Origin of the sequence: Streptomyces sp. SM11 (genome assembly GCF_002910905.1) — a bacterium.
Classification (GTDB): Bacteria; Actinomycetota; Actinomycetes; order Streptomycetales; family Streptomycetaceae; genus Streptomyces.
Genome location: NZ_NEUE01000203.1, coordinates 1 through 15,891 on the forward strand (window position 1 = coordinate 1; position 15,891 = coordinate 15,891).

Genomic DNA, 15,891 nt, shown 5'->3' on the forward strand with positions numbered 1-15,891 from the left:
TTCGGCTCGGGTCGGCCGGACACCGGGCGTCACACCTGCCCGGCGTCCGGCGCCGGCTCAGCCGATGGCCTTGTCGATCGTCCGCACGGCCGCGTCCCAGGCCTTGTCGGGGCTGGTGCCGCGCTGCTCCATGTTGTTGATCTGGGTGGAGATGGAGTCCTTGATCACGCCGTCCTTCGGGCCGAGGACCGCCTCGGGGATGGACTTCGCGCCGTCCGCGTAGATCTGGCCGATGGGGGCGTCGTTGAAGTACGGCAGGGTCGCGTTCTTCACGTCGGGCAGTTCGTAGGCGCCCTGGTTGGACGGGAAGACGCCGATCGCCTTGAAGACGGCGGCCTGCTGCTCGGGGGCGGTCAGCCACGTGACGAGCTTGGTGGCCTCGGCGACGTTCTTCCCGGACTTCGGGACGGCGAGGAAGGAGCCGCCCCAGTTGGCGGAGGCGTTGCCGGGGGCGCTGGTGATGTCCCACTTGCCCTTGTTGGCGTCACCGGCGTACGTGGAGATCTGGCCGGCCATCCAGGCGGGGCAGACGACGGTGGCGACGGTGCTCTTGCGCAGGGCCGCCTGCCACTGGTCCTCGAACTGGGCCAGGCCCTGCGTCAGCTTCTTGGACGCGGCCTCGGCGGCGAGCTTCCAGCCCTTCTCGACGCTGGCGCTCTCCTGGTAGATCGGCTTGCCGCTCGCGTCGTAGTACTGCTCGGGGCTGGAGCTGACCACGGCGTTGAACATGGCGCTCGCGGAGTCCATGAAGTAGGTGTCCTTCGGCGCCTTCTTCTTGTACTGCTCGCCGAGCGCGAGGAAGTCCTCCCAGCCGCCCTCGGTCAGCTTCGCGACCTCGGCGCGGTCGGTGGGCAGTCCGGCCTTCTCGAACAGCTCACGGTTGTAGCAGAGGGACATGGGGCCGATGTCGGTGCCCGCGCCGATGACCGCGCCGCTGGGGGCTGTGGCCTGCTTCGCCTTCCACGACACCCACTCGTCCACGCCGATCGCCTTGGAGAGGTCGGCGAAGGAGTCCGCCTTGGTGTCGACGATCTCCTTGATCCGGCCGACCTCGATGCCCTGGACGTCGGCGAGGCCGCTGCCGGAGTTCAGCTGCTGGAGGAGCTTGGGGTAGTAGTTCTTCTCCTCGGCGGTGGTGTCCTCCTTGACCGTGATCTTCGGGTTCAGCTCCTGGTACTTCTCGAAGAGTCCGGCCTCCTTGTACCCGAACTGCCCGTAGTCGGCGACGGTCAGGGTGATGTTGCCGTCGGCGTCGGCTCCCTTGTCCGAGTCGGACGAGCCGCCGCATCCGCTGAGGAGGAGGGCGGAGACCGTGAGGCCCGTGGTGGCCACGGAGGCGGCTCTGAGGCGTCGACCGGCAACGCTGCGGGTGATGCGCATTCCACTGCTCCTTGTTCCGGGGGTGTTGCCGGCGCCGTTCCGCGAGGCAGGGCGGAGGGCGTCGGGTCTGGTGCGGGAGAGGAAGCGCGCGAGACCTTCCCCCAGAGTGGGAGCGCTCCCATGCGCTGTTGCCGGAAGGTTGCTGCCTCAAGGGGGTGGGTGTCAAGAGTTGAAGACGATTCCGTTGCCGAGGGATGTCCGGCGGGCCGTGGAGGGCCCCTTGGGCCGCCCTCCCGTCGAAAGGTGAACGGGGGCGGGCCGGTCCCCTCGTGGCCGGCGCTCTCCTCACGGGTCTCCGCGCAGATCGTGTCCATCGTCGGCGAGCGGAACCCGAAGAGGCCTCGGAGGACCCGAAGCGGGCCGCGCACTACATCGAGCTGGACCTGCCGGCCGAGGCGGAGCACGTGCTCGGAAAGCCGTTCGCCGACTTCCTGGAGAAGAACTGCGAACCGGTCGGCCCGCTGTTCCGGCCGGCGGAGCAGACCTCGGTGGTGCTGCTCAACGGCGGTGGCCTCGACGGCCCCGAGTGGTCGGTGCGGGTGCCGCTGGCCAACCTGGACGACCTGGACCACCTGAAGATCGGCCACCACCTGCGGGCGATCTTCGACGCGTACGCGGAGGAGCGGCGGGCGGGAAATTCCAGCCCGTCCGACGCTTGAGGACACCCTTCGGACGCCAGGAAGAACGCGCCCCGGCCGGAGGTGGGGGGGCCGGCCGGGGCGCGCGGTGGGGGGCGTGAGTGGTTCAGGGGTATGCGCGGAAAGGCGTGGAGGCCACGGCCGCGCCCATCGCCGTGGTGCGGGTCACCGTCGCGCGGCGGTGCGTACGGGAGCCCATCGATGTGTCCTGCCTGCCTCGGTGTCCGGTGGATCTGCTTGAGGGCGTACGAGCACGCTAGCGGCAGCGGAACGGGCAAAGAGGGTGTTACGGGCGGCGGCCGCCGTTCTTAGGGCGCGCTTAAGGAACGCATGGGCGCGGGTTAAGGGCCTGTCGTTCGGATCAGGCCGGATCAGGGAGCGGGGTCCGGTGCGTGCGGCTGCAAGGCGGAGGATTGAGGCAACGCGGATGGGGCCTCCCCTGTTCGAGTGGAGTGGAGCCGAGAGCCCGGGGAAGTTGGTGATTGACGACAACGCCGGAGGGGGCCCCTCCCTGCTCGAGCGGAGCCGAGAGCTTGGGGGCGTGCGTGCCGGGGCACGCGAGCCCGGCCTGATCCGAACGACAGGCCCTAGTGCCGGGACCCGGTGACGGCGCGGTCCCGCCCCCGGCGCTGCCTGCCGACCCGGCGGCCGTGTCCGCGCCGGCCGCGCTCGGGACGGCTGCCGTGCAGGCCGATCCAGATCCGGACCTCCGTACCGCCGAGGACGGACCGGCCGATGCGCAGGTCGCCGCCGGTGGACTCGGCGACCCGGCGCACGATGTCCAGGCCGAGGCCGGTGGAGCCGACGGACCCGCTCCCCCCGGCGCGCCCGCTGGCGCCCCGTGCGAGGGCCGCCTTCGGGTCGGGGATCCCCGGGCCGGCGTCGGAGACGAGCACGATGACCGCGTCGCCACTGTGGTGGACGTCGACGGAGAAGGCGGTGCCCTCGGGGGTGTGGCGGAAGACGTTGCCGAGCAACGCGTCGAGGGCGGCGGCCAGTTCGGGCCGGGCCACAGGGATGCGCACCGTGCGGTCGACTCCCGCGAGACGCACCTCGCGGCCCTCGTCCTCCGCGAGCGCCGACCAGAAGCCCATACGATCGCGGATCACCTCGGAGGCGTCGCAGCCCGCGCCCGTCTGCACCCCCTGGGCCGAAGGACGCTGTTCGCGGGCGGTGCGGATGATCGCGTCGACCTCGTGCTCCAACTGCTGGACCGCCGCCCGGGTCTGCTCCGCCGCCGGGCCCTCGCCGAGCGACGCGGCGTTCAGCCGGAGCACGGTGAGCGGGGTGCGCAGCCGGTGCGAGAGGTCGGCGGCCAGCTCGCGCTCGTTGGCCAGGAGCTGGACGACCTGGTCGGCCATGGAGTTGAACGCGACCGCCGCGGACCGCAGTTCGGTGGGCCCCTCCTCGGGGACCCGGGTGCCGAGGCGCCCCTCCCCCAGGTCCTGGGCGGCGCCCGCGAGGCGCTGGGCGGGCTGCACCATCCGTACACCGAGCCGGTCGGCGACCGCGACCGAGCCGACGATCAGCGCGACGCCGACGCCCGCCAGCATCAGCCAGGCGGTGGCGACCCCGTTGGAGACCTCGCCCTCGGCGACGAACACCTCGACGACGGCGATGTCCCCGGTGCCCAGCGCGGTCGGCTGGAGAAGGGCGAAGCCGCCGGTGACCTCGGTGATGGAGGCACGCCCGGCCTCGCGCACGGTCTCCACGTCCTTGGGGGTGGCGCGCCGGGTGCCGATGTCCAGGGGACCGCCCTCGGCGGGGACATGGACGGCGAGGCGCCCCCGGTCACCCGGTTCGGTGGACAGGACGGCCCGGGTCAGCTCCTCGCGGTCGGTGGTGATGGAGAGGGTCGGGGCGATCATCGCGGCCTGGCGTTCGGCGTCGGAGAACGCCCGGTCGCTGGCCATCTCCCGGATGACGAGTCCGAGCGGTACGGCGAAGGCGATGACGACCATGGCGGTGACCGCCAGGCAGACCTTGACCAGGGCCCATCTCATGCGGGCGGCTCCGCGACCGGCGTATCGGCCTGCGGGCCGGCCGGGGCGTCGGCCGGCGGCTGGAGCTTCACGCCGACGCCGCGCAGGGTGTGCAGATAACGCGGTCGGGCGGCGGTCTCGCCGAGCTTGCGCCGCAGCCAGGACAGATGGACGTCGATGGTCTGGTCGTCGCCGTAGGACTGCTGCCAGACCTCGGCCAGCAGCTCCTTGCGGGCGACGACCACGCCGGGCCGCCCGGCAAGGAAGGCGAGCAGGTCGAATTCGCGTCGGGTCAGGTCGAGTTCGGCCTCGTCCAGCTCGACACTGCGGCGCAGCGGGTCGATGGAGAGCCCGCCGACGCGGATGGCCCCGGGCGGCGGCGCCTCTCCGCCGGCGGCGGCTCGCGAGCGGCGCAGCACGGCGGCCATCCGGGCGGAGAGGTGCTCGACGGAGAACGGCTTCGTCAGATAGTCGTCGGCCCCGTCGTTGAGCAGCCGGACGATCTCGCTCTCGTCGTCCCGGGCGGTGGCGATGATCACCGGCACGTCGGTGATGGACCGCAGCATCTTCAGCGCCTCGGCACCGTCCAGGTCGGGCAGCCCGAGGTCGAGGATGACCACGTCGAAGCGGACGTGCGCGACCTCGCGCAGCGCTTCGAGCGCGGTGCCCACGCTCCGTACCGTGTGGGAGGCCTCACTGAGGTGCCGGATGAGGGCGGAACGTACGAACTGGTCGTCCTCGACCACGAGCACACTTGCCATGGGCGGCACCGTACGCCATGCCGGCGGGCCCGGTCCCTGCCTCGTCGGAAACCTCCGCAAAGGCCGGAGAAGGGCGATTGTGGGCCCTTGGGGGGGAGCCGGAAGCGGGCCGGGTGGTGCAGGATGTGCCGGATGCAACGAGGACTCTCACACGCGCTGGCGTGGTCCCTCGCCACCGGCGCGGCGGTCACGCTCTCGTGGTGGGGCGTGCACACGGTCATGACGGGGACGGCGTACGATCCGCCGCGGGCCGTGCCGATCTCGGTGGACGCGGGGTCTCCGCAGCGCATCGGGCAGAGCACCGAGGCACCCCTCGTCTCCTCGACGCACCGGACATCGCCCTCCCCCTCGCCGCGCACCGGCGGCGCGAGCCCGTCGCCGTCGGCCCCGCGCCCCTCCCGTACGCCGGGGGCGCCCCCGGCGAAGCCGCCCGTGCCGTCGACTTCGGGCGAGGTGAAGAGCTATCGCACCGACGGCGGCCGGGTCGTGTTCGAGCTGGGCTCCGACTCGGCGAAGCTCGTCTCGGCGACTCCGGAGCCGGGCTGGTCGATGCGGGTGTGGACGAACGACGCCTGGATCCGGGTCAACTTCAGTGACGCGGGCGGCGCGACGTACTCCGTGTTCTGCACCTGGAACGGGCATCCGCCGCTGGTTCAGATCGTCGACCCGTAGATCGGGGCTGCTGGGATCCGGCGCTCCAAGGCTCCGGGCGCTCCGTGGCTCGGGGCTACTCGAAGACCGAGGGCGGGGGTGCGGGGGACGGCTTGGCCGCGGCGTCGGTGACGACGGCCGCGCCGCCGGTGAAGTCGGTGAGCGCACGGCCGTGCTCGACGCGGCCGGGGTGCGGGTCGCTCGCCACCCGCCGGGTGAACTCCGCGACCGGGAGCGGCAGGGCCGAGGCGAGCAGGACCGCGTTGCCGAAGCGGCGGCCCCGCCACACCACCGGGTCGGCGGCCAGCGCCAGTTCGGGGAAGACGGCGGCGGCGGTGGCGACCTGGCCGCGCAGGTGGGCGAGCGGGGGGCCGTCGGCGAGGTTGGCCGCGTACCGCCCTTCGGGCTTCAGGACCCGGCGGACCTCGGTGAGGAACTCGGCCGACGTGAGGTGTGCGGGGGTGCGGGCCCCGCTGAACACGTCCGCGATGACCAGGTCCGCCCAGCCGTCCGGGAACCTGCCGAGCCCTTCGCGTGCGTCGGCCGCCCGGACCCGGACCCGGGCCTGGGGGTCCAGCGGGAGGCGGTCGCGGACGAGCTGTACGAGGGGGGCGTCGAGCTCGACGATCTGCTGGGTGGAGCGGGGGCGGGTCGCGGCGGTATACCGGGCGAGGGTGAACGCGCCGCCGCCCAGGTGCAGGACGTGCAGCGGCCGGAGCGCGGGTGCGGCGAGGTCGATGACGTGGCCGAGGCGGCGCTGGTAGGCGAACGAGAGGTGCGTGGGGTCGTCGAGGTCGACGTGGGACTGTGGGGCGCCGTCGATCAGGAGCGTCCAGCCGCGCGGCCGCTCCCGGTCGGGTACGAACTCGGCGAGCCCGCCGCCGACCGGCCGGGAGACCGGCTCGCGCTCGGCCCGCCCGGAGCCCCGGCCGCCGGTCCGGCGTTCCTCGCGCCCCTGCGCCCTGGCACCGCCGGCCTTGTCGTTGCCCGCGGCTCCGCCCTTGCCCGCGGCTTTGTTCCTGCCCCGGGCCGGCGCTCCTCGACGTGCCACGTTCGCTGGTCCTTGCTGGTGGGGGCCCGGGTAGCCGGCCGCGGCGGAGGCGTTCCGCCCGTCCGGCCATTATGGGCTCAGCAGCGGTTGTCGGCCGCCTCGATCAGCCGGGCGGCCTGGTCGAGGGCGGCGCGGAGCACGGCCGGATCGGTGACCGGGGCGCCGGCGGCGGGCGGGAGCAGCCAGCCGGAGCCGGCGGCGGGCGGATCGGCGGGGATGCGCAGCCCCCGGCCGTCGGTCCGCGTACAGGCGCTGCCGGGTACGTCCCAGGCGTCGGCGGTGCCCGCCGGCACGAGGAAGCCGAGGGTGTCGCAGGCCCCGTCGTGCAGAACCGGGCCGACGGGCTCCCGGTCCCGTCCCCGGCGGAGGATGTCGACGGCTTCCAGGCCCTGCCGCGCCGGGACCGTGACGAGGTCGCAGGACCGGTCCCCCGGCGCCGGGGTCTCGGGAGCCACAGGGGTAGTGGGGTTCATCGAGGTCGTCGGGTCGGTCGGGGTCATCGGTTTCGTCGCGGTCGTCCGTGAGCCGGTCTCCCTGCCGAGATGCAACAAGGGAACCCCTCCTCTCATCGCCGAACGGAGCCACACTCCGTCTCCACGTGGACCAACGCCGCGGGTGCGTCAAGGGCTACGGCCCCACACCGCCGCAAAGGGTGGCAGTTCATGGCGGATCGAGGGCGGAATGCACCTTTCGCAACGAAACGCTGTATGTGCGTGTCGTCACAGCAGGTACGTTCTTGCTCCGCCGGGACACCGGGAACCACGCATCCCGGCCGCACCAGAGAGGGGCCGGCCATGGAGTCGACAGCGGCAGTTCCCAACCCCGCCTTCCGTCAGCTGCGCGGACAGCGCTCCGCCGGTGAGTTCGCGGCGGCGGTCCGCAGGGCGGCGCGGGAGATCGGGGAACAGGTCGCGTGCGACGCCCGGTACATCGGGCGCGTGGAGTCCGGGGAGATCCGCTGCCCCAACTACGCCTACGAACGCGTCTTCCTGCACATGTTCCCCGGGGCGTCCCTGGCCGACCTGGGGTTCTCGGCCCGCGAGAGCGTACGGGGGCGGGGCGCGCGGGTCGTGTCCGAACCCCCGCCCGGGGCCGCCCCTCCGGCATCCGCCCCGGCATCCGCCCCCGCCCGCTTTCGCCGCGACACCGAAACCGACGACATCCCCGAGGAGAGCGACGTGCTGCGTCGGGCGTTCATGACGAGCGGCACCGCCACGGTGGCGGCCGCTTCCCTGGGCCTCGGCGGGGCGCCCGCCTCCGCCGCCCAGGTCTCTGTGCCCGCACAGCGCCGGGTCGGCGAGGCGGAGGTGAACGCCGTCGAGAAGGCCGTACGGCAGATCCGGCTGCTGGACGACCGGCACGGCGCGGACGGGCTGTACCGGCGGGCCGCCCAGCCGCTGCGCGCGGCGTACGAGTTGCTGGACGCCGGAACCACCGCACGGCGCGCCACCTCGGACCGGTTGCACGCGGGCGCGGGCGAGCTGGCCATCTCGGTGGGCTGGCTGGCCCACGACTCGGGCCGCTTCGACGACGCCCGCTCGCACTACGCGGAGGCGCTGGCCACGGCAAGGCTGGCCGGGGACGCGGGTCTTGAGGCGCACGCGTTCTGCAACACGTCGTTCCTGGCCCGGGACGCGGGCCGGCCCCGGGAGGCGGTACGGGCGGCGGAGGCCGGCCAGCGGGCCGCCCGCACGCTGGGATCGCCCCGGCTGCTGGCGCTGCTCGCGCTGCGGGAGGCGGGGGGCCGGGCGGGGCTCGGGGACCGGACGGGGTGCGACCGGGCGATCGGGCGGGCCCGGGCGGCGTTCGACCGGGGCCAGGCGGCGGGTGATCCGGAGTGGATGAGCTTCTTCCGGGAGGCGGAGCTGGAGCTGCTGGAGGCGCAGTGCTGGTCGGCGCTGGGCGACTGGTCCCGGGCCGCGCGGCACGGTCGGCGGGCCACAGCGCTCCAGGACCCGCACTTCACCCGGAACCTGGCGTTGTACCGGGCCCAGCTCACGGGCGACCTGGCCCGGGCGGGGCGGGCGGACGAGGCGGCGGCGACCGGCCACCAGGTGCTGGACCTGCTGAACCGGGTCCAGTCCTCGCGGATCCGGGGGATGCTGGCGGGGGCGGCGCGCGTGCTGGAGTCCCGGGCCGAAGCGACCCCGGTGGCAGACTTCCTGACCCGCCACCGATCCAGCCCGCCCGGACCGTCTGCCAGCCCGCCCGGACCGCCTCCCGGCCCGTCCGGCGTTTGAGGACGGAACCGTGCGGCACGTTCTCGGGTGCGGATCAGGTTCTCCCGCGCCACGGGGTCCGTGAAGAGTCCGCCCACCGGGCAAAGGGTTCCGCCCTCAAACGCCGGACGGGCTTGAATGGCCTCAGGGTTCCGCCCCCGAACGCCGGGCCGGCTTGAGTGGGCTCAGCGTTCCCCCCGAGCGCCAGGCCGGCTGAGCCGGCCCGGGGCCGCCCCAAGCGCCGGACGGGCTTGAATGTGGCCGCCCGGGGTGGGGTGCGGCCGGGCGGGCTCAACTGCCCCTACCGCTCCAGGTGCCCCGTGTCGTTCCAGCGTTCCACGGCCGGCAGGCCGTACGCCCAGCCCAGGACCGACAGCGATGTCGGCTCCAGCCGGACGCGGGCGCCGAAGGACAGGTCCTCGCCCAGCCACCGCGCGCCCAGCGCCCGCAGAATGTGGCCGTGGGCGAAGACCAGGACGTCCCGGTCCGCCGAACGCGCCCAGGTGACGATCTCGTCCGCGCGGGCGGTGACGTCGGCGATGGACTCCCCGTCCGGGACCCCGTCGCGCCAGATCAGCCAGTCGGGCCGGTCCGCCTTGATCTGCGCCGGGGTCAGCCCCTCGTACGCCCCGTAGTCCCATTCCATCAGCGCGTCCCATGGCTCGGCCCGCTTCCCGAACCCGGCGAGTTCGCAGGTCTCCGCGGCCCGGACGAGCGGGCTGGTGCGGACCTCGACGCCGGGCAGCCCCGCCCACGGCGCCCGGTGCAGCCGCTCGCCGAGCAGTTTCGCGCCCTCGCGGCCGGTGTCCAGGAGCGGAATGTCCGTCCTGCCGGTGTGGTTGCCCCGGACCGACCACTGGGTCTGGCCGTGCCGGGCGAGCAGGATGCGCGGTGCCATGACGGCTCTCCCTGAAACGCTGGAACGCTGGTGATGGGCCTTCCATCATCCCGTACCCGACGGGCAGGCAACCTCCGGGGCCGCGCGGGCGTCCCTTTCTGAGCAGCCCCCGCCGGCCGCTCCGGGCCACGGCGGGGACCGCTGCGTACGGGATGTCCGAAAGGGACCCCCGGGGGGAAGCGGCGGCACGGTGCCGCCGTACGGTTGAACGCCCGTCGTCGGCCGCATGAACATGGGGAGAGCTACCGGATGCCGCACGTCACCGCGCCGCCCGTGACCGGTCATCGGCCCCGCTGGTGGACGGAGCTGCCGCTGATCGCGGTGGTTTACGCGCTGTACTCGATGGGCCGGCTCCTGGTGCGCGGCGACGTGTCGACCGCGGTCGACCACGGCCTGGCGATCCTGCGGCTGGAACAGGCGCTGCACCTCAACGCCGAGCATCCGCTGAACCGTCTCTTCACCAGCACCCCGTCGCTCGGGATACCCGCGGACTTCGCGTACGCGTCCCTGCACTATCTGGTCACCCCGGCCGTCCTCATCTGGATGTTCCGGCGCAGATCGGCGACGTACCGGGCGGCCAGGGTCTGGCTGATGAACTCCACGCTGCTGGGGCTGGTCGGCTTCACGCTGATGCCGACCTGTCCGCCCCGGCTGCTGGACGCGAGCCACGGCTTCGTCGACACGATGGCGCAGTACAGCGGTTACGGCTGGTGGGGCACGGGGGCGAGCGCCCCGCGCGGGCTGAGCGGGATGACCAACCAGTACGCGGCGATGCCCAGCCTGCACGTCGGATGGTCCCTCTGGTGCGGGATCCTGCTGTGGCGGCACGGCCGCCATCCCCTCGTACGGGGGGCGGGCATCGCCTATCCGCTGATCACCACGATCGTCGTGATGGGCACCGCCAACCACTACTTCCTCGATGCCGTCGCGGGCGCCGCGGTGATGGGGATCGGGGCCCTGCTGACCAGGCCCGTCATGCGGCTGGCCGACCGGTTCAAGGCGTGGGCCGGGGTCCGGGTCGCCGGCCCGGTCGCGGCCTCGTTCGGCGACCGGTTCCGAAGCGGCCGGGGAACCGTTCCCGAGGACGTTCCGGCGACCGTGTCCCCGAATGTCAGTGCCGGGTGCAAGACTTCCCCGGGTGAGCGAATCCCCGGCCAGCGGACCACCTCCGCAGATCCCCCCGGCACGGCAGTCGGCGGTGTCGGCGGCAGAGACGCCGACACCGCGGCCGCGAGCGACGACGCTCCGGCAGCGGCTCGCTGAGCTGCGCGGCCCCTCCGTCGCACCGCACCCGCTCGACGCCCGGGCCCTCGCCGCCCTGGCCGCCAACCCCGGGTGCAAACGGCGGGCCCTGCTCGACGGCGCCGGCGTGGACAAGGGTGTGCTGGCCACCGCGCTCGGCTCCCCCGCCCCCTTCGGGCAGTCCCAGTTCGCCTTCATGCGGGGCAACGCGTTCGAGGCGAAGGTCAAGGCCGACGGCGGCGCCGAGCTGCTGCGCCTGCTGTACGAGCGGCTCGGCGGCGGTGCTCCGCCGCCGGCCGGGGACGCCGCCACCCCCGATCTGAGCGCCGCCGGTCCCGAGGGTCGCGCCGCCCGCACCGCGCTGGCTCTGCGGGAGGCCACGGCGGCGGGCGGCTGGGCGCTGCTGGACCACCCGATGCTGGCCCTGGAGGTGGCGGGCTCCCCCGCCTATCTGGAACCCGACGCGGTCGTGGTGCACCCCGACGGCCGGTGGACGGTCGTCGAGATCAAGTCGTTCCCGATGATCGACGCGTCGGCCGACGCGTCGAAGGTCGGCGCCGCCGCCCGGCAGGCCGCGGTGTACGTGCTGGCGCTGGAGCGGGTCGCGGCGGTGACCGAGGGCGCGGAGGTCGGGCACCGGGTGCTGCTGGTCTGCCCCAAGGACTTCTCGAACCTGCCGACCGCCTCCGTCGTCGACGTGCGCAAGCAGCGCGCGGTGACCCGTCGGCAGCTGACCCGGCTGACGCGCGTCGAGGACATCGCGGCGGGGCTGCCGGAGGGGACGACGTTCGACCCGGCGTGCCCGCCCGAGGAGCTGGACGCCGCCGTGGCGGCGGTGACCCCGGCCTACGCCCCGGAGTGCCTGGCCGCCTGCGAGCTGGCCTTCCACTGCCGGGCGAAGTCCCGGGCCGAGGGGGCGGTGGAGGCGCTGGGCCGCAGTGTGCGCGGTGAGCTGGGCGGGCTGACCACGGTGGCCGGGGTGCTGGCCGCCGCCGCGGGCAAGGAGGGCGATCCCGCCGATCCGACGGTCGCCGCGCTGCGCCGGGCCGCCGCCCTGCGCGCCGAGGCGCTGGAGAGTGCCTCCGTGCTGAGCGCCGGAGCGCCCGAGGGGCTGGAGGGCGCTGCCGCATGTCGCTGATCACCACCCTGGCCCGGCTGGAGGCCGTCGACACCGGCCGCGCCCAGCCCCTGGCGACCGTCCGGCACCGTCATCTCACCGACCGGCCGCTCGTGCTGGTCCCGCTGACCACCGCCGGTGAGGCCGGGGCCCCGCTCGGGGCGCTGGTCGGCACGGACCGGCAGGCGCCCCGGCTGCTGGCCGTGGCCCAGCCGCGCGACCGGGACCTGAGGTTCGCGTTTCTGGCCGAGCTGGCGGAGGCGGTCCTGCCGCACATCGAGGCGTACGCGGACGTCGTCGAGCCCACCGAGCGCAACGAGGTCGACCCGGCGACCGGCAAGAAGACCAAGGTCGAGGTCGAGCTGTGCACGGACGCCGCCCAGCTGATCGTGCCGAGCCGGGCGGGTGTCGAGTTCGTCCGGCTGCTGGGCCGGTCCATGCGGTTCCGCCGCACCGCCGAGGACGATCCGGACACCCCCTATCCGGCCCCGGCCCGGGTCCCGCTGCTCGGCCGCTGGCTGACGCACTACGGGGAGCGGGCCCGGGTGCCCGGCTCCTCGTTGTTGCCGGCCGCCACGGATCTGCTGAACCGGCACTGGGCGACCGGGCAGAGCAGCCTGGAGGACCAGCATCTGGGCGCGCTGCTGGCCTGGATCGACCCGCCGGCCGGGGCCTCGGGGGCCGAGGCGGCGCTGCGGGCCGAGCTGGCCCGGGACGGGGACGGCCAGTTGCTGTGCCCGCCCGCGGGTCCGGCCACCGACCCGGACTTCGACAACCGCCTCCTGGCCCCGGCGATCGAGCGGTACGACCGGGCGCGCACGGCGTTCGCGTCCGCCGAGGACGGTCTCGCGGCGGATGCCCGCCTCGGTGAGCTGAGCGACGCCGAGCGGGAGATCCGTTCCCTGCTGGCGAAGGTGATGCTGCCGACCTGGGACGCGGTGTGGCGGGGTCTCGACCTGCTGCGGGAGCTGCCCGACGGGTCCCGGGCCGAGGACCGCTGGACCCGGGACCGGTGGTCGTTCACCGGCCACCGGGACCGGGTGCGCTCGGGCGAGCCGCCGCAGCCGCGCCGCGACGACGCGGTGACGGCGGCCCGGAAGCTGGCCTCCCGGGAGACCGCCCAGGCCCAGTTGGAGGCGCAGGAGGCGCTGGACGATCCACTGGTGCTGGCGGGGCGGCGGCTGGCGGGCGAGGCGTTCCTCGCCACCGTGGCCGGGGTGGAGATGGCGTACACCGAGTCCAAGCGGCCCTCCCCGCGCCCGCTGGTCACCGTCCGCACGGACGAGCGTCCGCAGCTGGGCGAGCGGACCAAGGTCTACCGCTCGCTGGACGGCAAGCCGCAGACGGCGGAGTTCGTGGCGTACGCGCAGGACCCGCCCCAGGAGGGGGAGATCCTGCTGGTGCTGCGGATCCTGGACCGGATGGGCCGGGGCAGGGAGCCCGTGCCCGGTTCGGTGCCGGAGCCCGGGGAGCGGATCGCCTGGACCCTGTTCGAGCACGACCAGCGCGGCGGCCCGAAACTGCCGGATCCGGAGGAGACGCCGTGGACCCACGGCGGCCCGCCGGGCGCGGACGCCGCCGTGCGCGCGGAGCGACCCGACCCCGTGACTCCGGAGGACCTGCTGTGAAGACCACCATTGGGGAGGACCCGCTGTGAGGACCGTCTTCGACCCGGGCGCGGAGGCGGCGCGCGCGACCGGCGCGATCCTCGACGACACCCTGCGCGGCGCCTCCCGGGGCATCGTCGTGGACTCGCCTCCCGGCGCCGGGAAGTCGACGCTGGTGGTCCGGGCGGCGATGGAGCTGGCCGCCGCCGGGCATCCGCTGATGGTGATCGCGCAGACCAACGCCCAGGTCGACGACCTGGTGGTGCGGCTCGCGGAGAAGGACCCGGAGCTGCCGGTGGGCCGGCTGCACAGCAACGACTCCGACCCGTACGACAAGGTCCTGGACGGGCTGGACAACGTGAAGAAATCGGCGAAGGCGACGGACCTGGCCGGGCTCGACGTGGTGATCTCGACGGCCGCCAAGTGGGCGCACGTGAAGAACGTGGAGCCGTGGGGGCACGCGATCGTCGACGAGGCGTACCAGATGCGCTCGGACGCGCTGCTGGCCGTGGCCGGGCTGTTCGAGCGGGCGCTGTTCGTCGGGGACCCGGGCCAGCTGGACCCGTTCTCGATCGTGGGCGCGGACCAGTGGGCGGGGCTGAGCTACGACCCGTCGGTGAGCGCGGTGTCCACACTGCTCGCGCACAATCCGGGGCTGCCGCAGCACCGGCTGCCGGTGTCGTGGCGGCTCCCGGCGTCGGCGGCCCCGCTGGTGTCGGACGCGTTCTACCCGTACACGCCGTTCCGCAGCGGTACGGACCACGGCGACCGGAAGCTCTCCTTCGAGGTGGCGTCGGACGGGTCGGGGCCCGACCGGGTGCTGGACGAGGCGGCCGAGACCGGGTGGGGGCTGCTGGAGCTGCCCGCCCGGCACACCCCGCGCACCGACCCCGAGGCGGTACGGGCGGTGGCACTGGTGGTCCGGCGGCTGCTGGACCGGGGCGGCGTCGCGACGAGTGAGCGGGCCGAGGAGCCGGTGCCGGTGACGGCGGACCGGGTGGCGGTCGGCACGGCCCACCGGGACCAGGCGGCGGCGGTGCGGGCGGCCCTCGCGGAGCTGGGCGTCACCGGTGTGGCGGTGGACACGGCGAACCGGCTCCAGGGCCGCGAGTTCGACGTCACGGTGGTGCTGCACCCGCTGTCGGGCCGGCCGGACGCCACGGCCTTCCACCTGGAGACGGGGCGGCTGTGCGTGCTGGCCTCGCGGCACCGGCACGCCTGCGTCGTGGTGTGCCGGGAGGGGGTGGCGGACCTGCTGGACGAGCACCCGTCCACGGAGCCGGTCCAGCTGGGCGTCACGGTGAAGTTCCCCGACGGCTGGGACGCAATGTTTACCACACACCTTCACCTTCTGGAGCACCGTGTGTCCTGGCGTCCCTGAGCTGCGGTGACGTGCAGGCAGTCAGCCCAGGGACGCCAACGCACGCGCTATGAGAGAACGCGCAGCCGCTCCACGCACGGCTTCCTGTGACAGCCGTTCAAAGGCCCGGGTGTACAGCTCAACCTGGCTGGGCTGCGTGAGGGTGGCGGCAGCGTCCAGGGTGTCCGCGTGCACCCTGGTGTCGTCGAAGATCGTGAAGGTGGGCATGGGCCACACGGCTCGTTGAGCTGAGAACGGAATGAGCCCTACGGCAACGTTCTGGAGATCCATAACCCCGAGCAGGCCGCGGCCCTGAGCGGAGACGTACCCCCGCGGCCTGAGCCGGGGCGCGCACCCGCGGCACCGAGCGGGAGTCGCGCCCCCGCGCCCCCGCCGCACACCCCGGCCCCCTTGCGCGGGGCTGGACAATGGAGGGTGGCCGTCCGGGTCTTCCGGTCATCAGGTCGCCCGAGGGAGGAACACCACATGACACAGTCCGAGCGGAACGAACGGCAGCGGCTGCGCCCCGCGCCGCTGCTCTTCGAGCCGTCTCAGGCCACGGCGGATCCGGAGCACTTCTTCGACCTGGAGTCGATGGAGGACCCCCGCGAGCTGCTGGCCCGTGCGACCGAGCTGACGCAGGCCTTCCGGGCGGCGACGGACCGGTCGGTGGAGTTCCAGGCGCTGGCGGCGGCCCAGCTCGCCGATCCGCGCCGGTTCGACCGGCTGACCCCGGCGGACGTCGCGGAGCGCGCGGAGTGGACCGAGGACTACGCGAAGAAGATGATCGAGTTCGGCCGCTCCCTGCTGGACGCGCCCAGAGCCTGACGTCGCCCAGAACCCGACGTCGCCCAGAACCCGACACCGTCCAGAGCCCGACGTATAGACCCATGGGGCCGACCTACGAGACCCATGGGGCCGACGTGACCTGTGGGGCGGCCGGGGCAGATGCTGTTCCGACAGGCCTGGGGGCAGGGCCTGTGGC

Annotated in this window: 13 protein-coding genes and 2 pseudogenes; 8 read left to right on the forward strand and 7 right to left on the reverse strand. The window is 73.8% G+C overall.

Translation table 11 applies throughout. The features are described 5' to 3' along the window. Window positions 1-57: 57 nt before the first annotated feature. Window positions 58-1,380 (reverse strand): ABC transporter substrate-binding protein, encoded by a 1,323-nt coding sequence (locus B9S58_RS19085; RefSeq protein WP_103533333.1) that lies wholly within the window; start codon window positions 1,378-1,380, stop codon window positions 58-60. A gap of 335 nt (window positions 1,381-1,715) precedes the next feature. Here B9S58_RS19085 and B9S58_RS19090 point away from each other — a divergent pair. Then, window positions 1,716-2,039 (forward strand): annotated as a pseudogene (locus tag B9S58_RS19090) (aspartate 4-decarboxylase); the annotation flags it as partial. A 566-nt stretch (window positions 2,040-2,605) separates the two neighbouring features. Here the strand turns inward: B9S58_RS19090 and B9S58_RS19095 are convergent. Beyond that, window positions 2,606-4,021 carry a HAMP domain-containing sensor histidine kinase gene (locus B9S58_RS19095; protein WP_103533334.1) on the reverse strand — a complete coding sequence of 472 codons (1,416 nt, stop codon included), beginning with the start codon at window positions 4,019-4,021 and terminating at the stop codon, window positions 2,606-2,608. Continuing rightward, complete coding sequence (locus tag B9S58_RS19100; protein ID WP_103533335.1) at window positions 4,018-4,761, reverse strand: response regulator transcription factor; 744 nt, start codon at window positions 4,759-4,761, stop codon at window positions 4,018-4,020. Before B9S58_RS19100 ends, B9S58_RS19095 begins: the two co-directional genes overlap by 4 nt. A 132-nt stretch (window positions 4,762-4,893) precedes the next feature. Here B9S58_RS19100 and B9S58_RS19105 point away from each other — a divergent pair, with 132 nt between their 5' ends. Next, window positions 4,894-5,433, forward strand: coding sequence for a hypothetical protein (locus tag B9S58_RS19105; protein WP_103533336.1), 540 nt, complete (start codon window positions 4,894-4,896; stop codon window positions 5,431-5,433). A gap of 55 nt (window positions 5,434-5,488) precedes the next feature. On the opposite strand, the gene B9S58_RS19110 is transcribed toward B9S58_RS19105, so the two are convergent. Both B9S58_RS19110 and B9S58_RS19115 read right to left on the reverse strand, forming a co-directional pair. After that, window positions 5,489-6,463, reverse strand: coding sequence for a spermidine synthase (locus tag B9S58_RS19110; protein WP_103533337.1), 975 nt, complete (start codon window positions 6,461-6,463; stop codon window positions 5,489-5,491). A 77-nt stretch (window positions 6,464-6,540) separates the two neighbouring features. Continuing rightward, window positions 6,541-7,014 carry a hypothetical protein gene (locus B9S58_RS19115; RefSeq protein WP_258044700.1) on the reverse strand — a complete coding sequence of 158 codons (474 nt, stop codon included), beginning with the start codon at window positions 7,012-7,014 and terminating at the stop codon, window positions 6,541-6,543. A gap of 243 nt (window positions 7,015-7,257) precedes the next feature. Here B9S58_RS19115 and B9S58_RS19120 point away from each other — a divergent pair, with 243 nt between their 5' ends. Beyond that, a complete protein-coding gene (locus B9S58_RS19120; protein ID WP_103533338.1) occupies window positions 7,258-8,703 on the forward strand; it encodes a transcriptional regulator in 1,446 nt (481 codons plus the stop codon). A gap of 280 nt (window positions 8,704-8,983) precedes the next feature. Here B9S58_RS19120 and B9S58_RS19125 read toward each other — a convergent pair whose 3' ends face one another. Beyond that, entirely contained in the window at window positions 8,984-9,580 is a 597-nt protein-coding gene (locus B9S58_RS19125; protein WP_103533339.1) for a histidine phosphatase family protein, read from the reverse strand. Window positions 9,581-9,829: 249 nt separating this feature from the next. On the opposite strand from B9S58_RS19125, the gene B9S58_RS19130 reads away from it, so the two are divergent. The 4 genes from B9S58_RS19130 (at window position 9,830) to B9S58_RS19145 (ending at window position 14,927) form a co-directional block, all read left to right on the forward strand. Continuing rightward, window positions 9,830-10,843 (forward strand): phosphatase PAP2 family protein, encoded by a 1,014-nt coding sequence (locus B9S58_RS19130; RefSeq protein ID WP_103533340.1) that lies wholly within the window; start codon window positions 9,830-9,832, stop codon window positions 10,841-10,843. Window positions 10,844-10,949: 106 nt separating this feature from the next. Then, the gene (locus B9S58_RS19135) at window positions 10,950-11,960 is read left to right on the forward strand and encodes a hypothetical protein (protein WP_103533357.1); all 1,011 of its coding nucleotides are present in this window, start codon (window positions 10,950-10,952) and stop codon (window positions 11,958-11,960) included. Continuing rightward, the gene (locus tag B9S58_RS19140; protein WP_103533341.1) at window positions 11,951-13,567 is read left to right on the forward strand and encodes a hypothetical protein; all 1,617 of its coding nucleotides are present in this window, start codon (window positions 11,951-11,953) and stop codon (window positions 13,565-13,567) included. Before B9S58_RS19135 ends, B9S58_RS19140 begins: the two co-directional genes overlap by 10 nt. Window positions 13,568-13,592: 25 nt before the next feature. After that, window positions 13,593-14,927, forward strand: a complete 1,335-nt coding sequence (locus B9S58_RS19145) for an AAA domain-containing protein (protein ID WP_103533342.1) — start codon at window positions 13,593-13,595, stop codon at window positions 14,925-14,927. 21 nt (window positions 14,928-14,948) lie between these two features. On the opposite strand, the pseudogene B9S58_RS38470 reads toward B9S58_RS19145, so the two are convergent. Continuing rightward, window positions 14,949-15,224 (reverse strand): annotated as a pseudogene (locus tag B9S58_RS38470) (Scr1 family TA system antitoxin-like transcriptional regulator); the annotation flags it as partial. Between the two features lie 168 nt (window positions 15,225-15,392). Between B9S58_RS38470 and B9S58_RS19155 the strand changes: the two are divergent. Next, complete coding sequence (locus B9S58_RS19155) at window positions 15,393-15,734, forward strand: hypothetical protein (protein ID WP_103533343.1); 342 nt, start codon at window positions 15,393-15,395, stop codon at window positions 15,732-15,734. Window positions 15,735-15,891 lie beyond the last annotated feature (157 nt).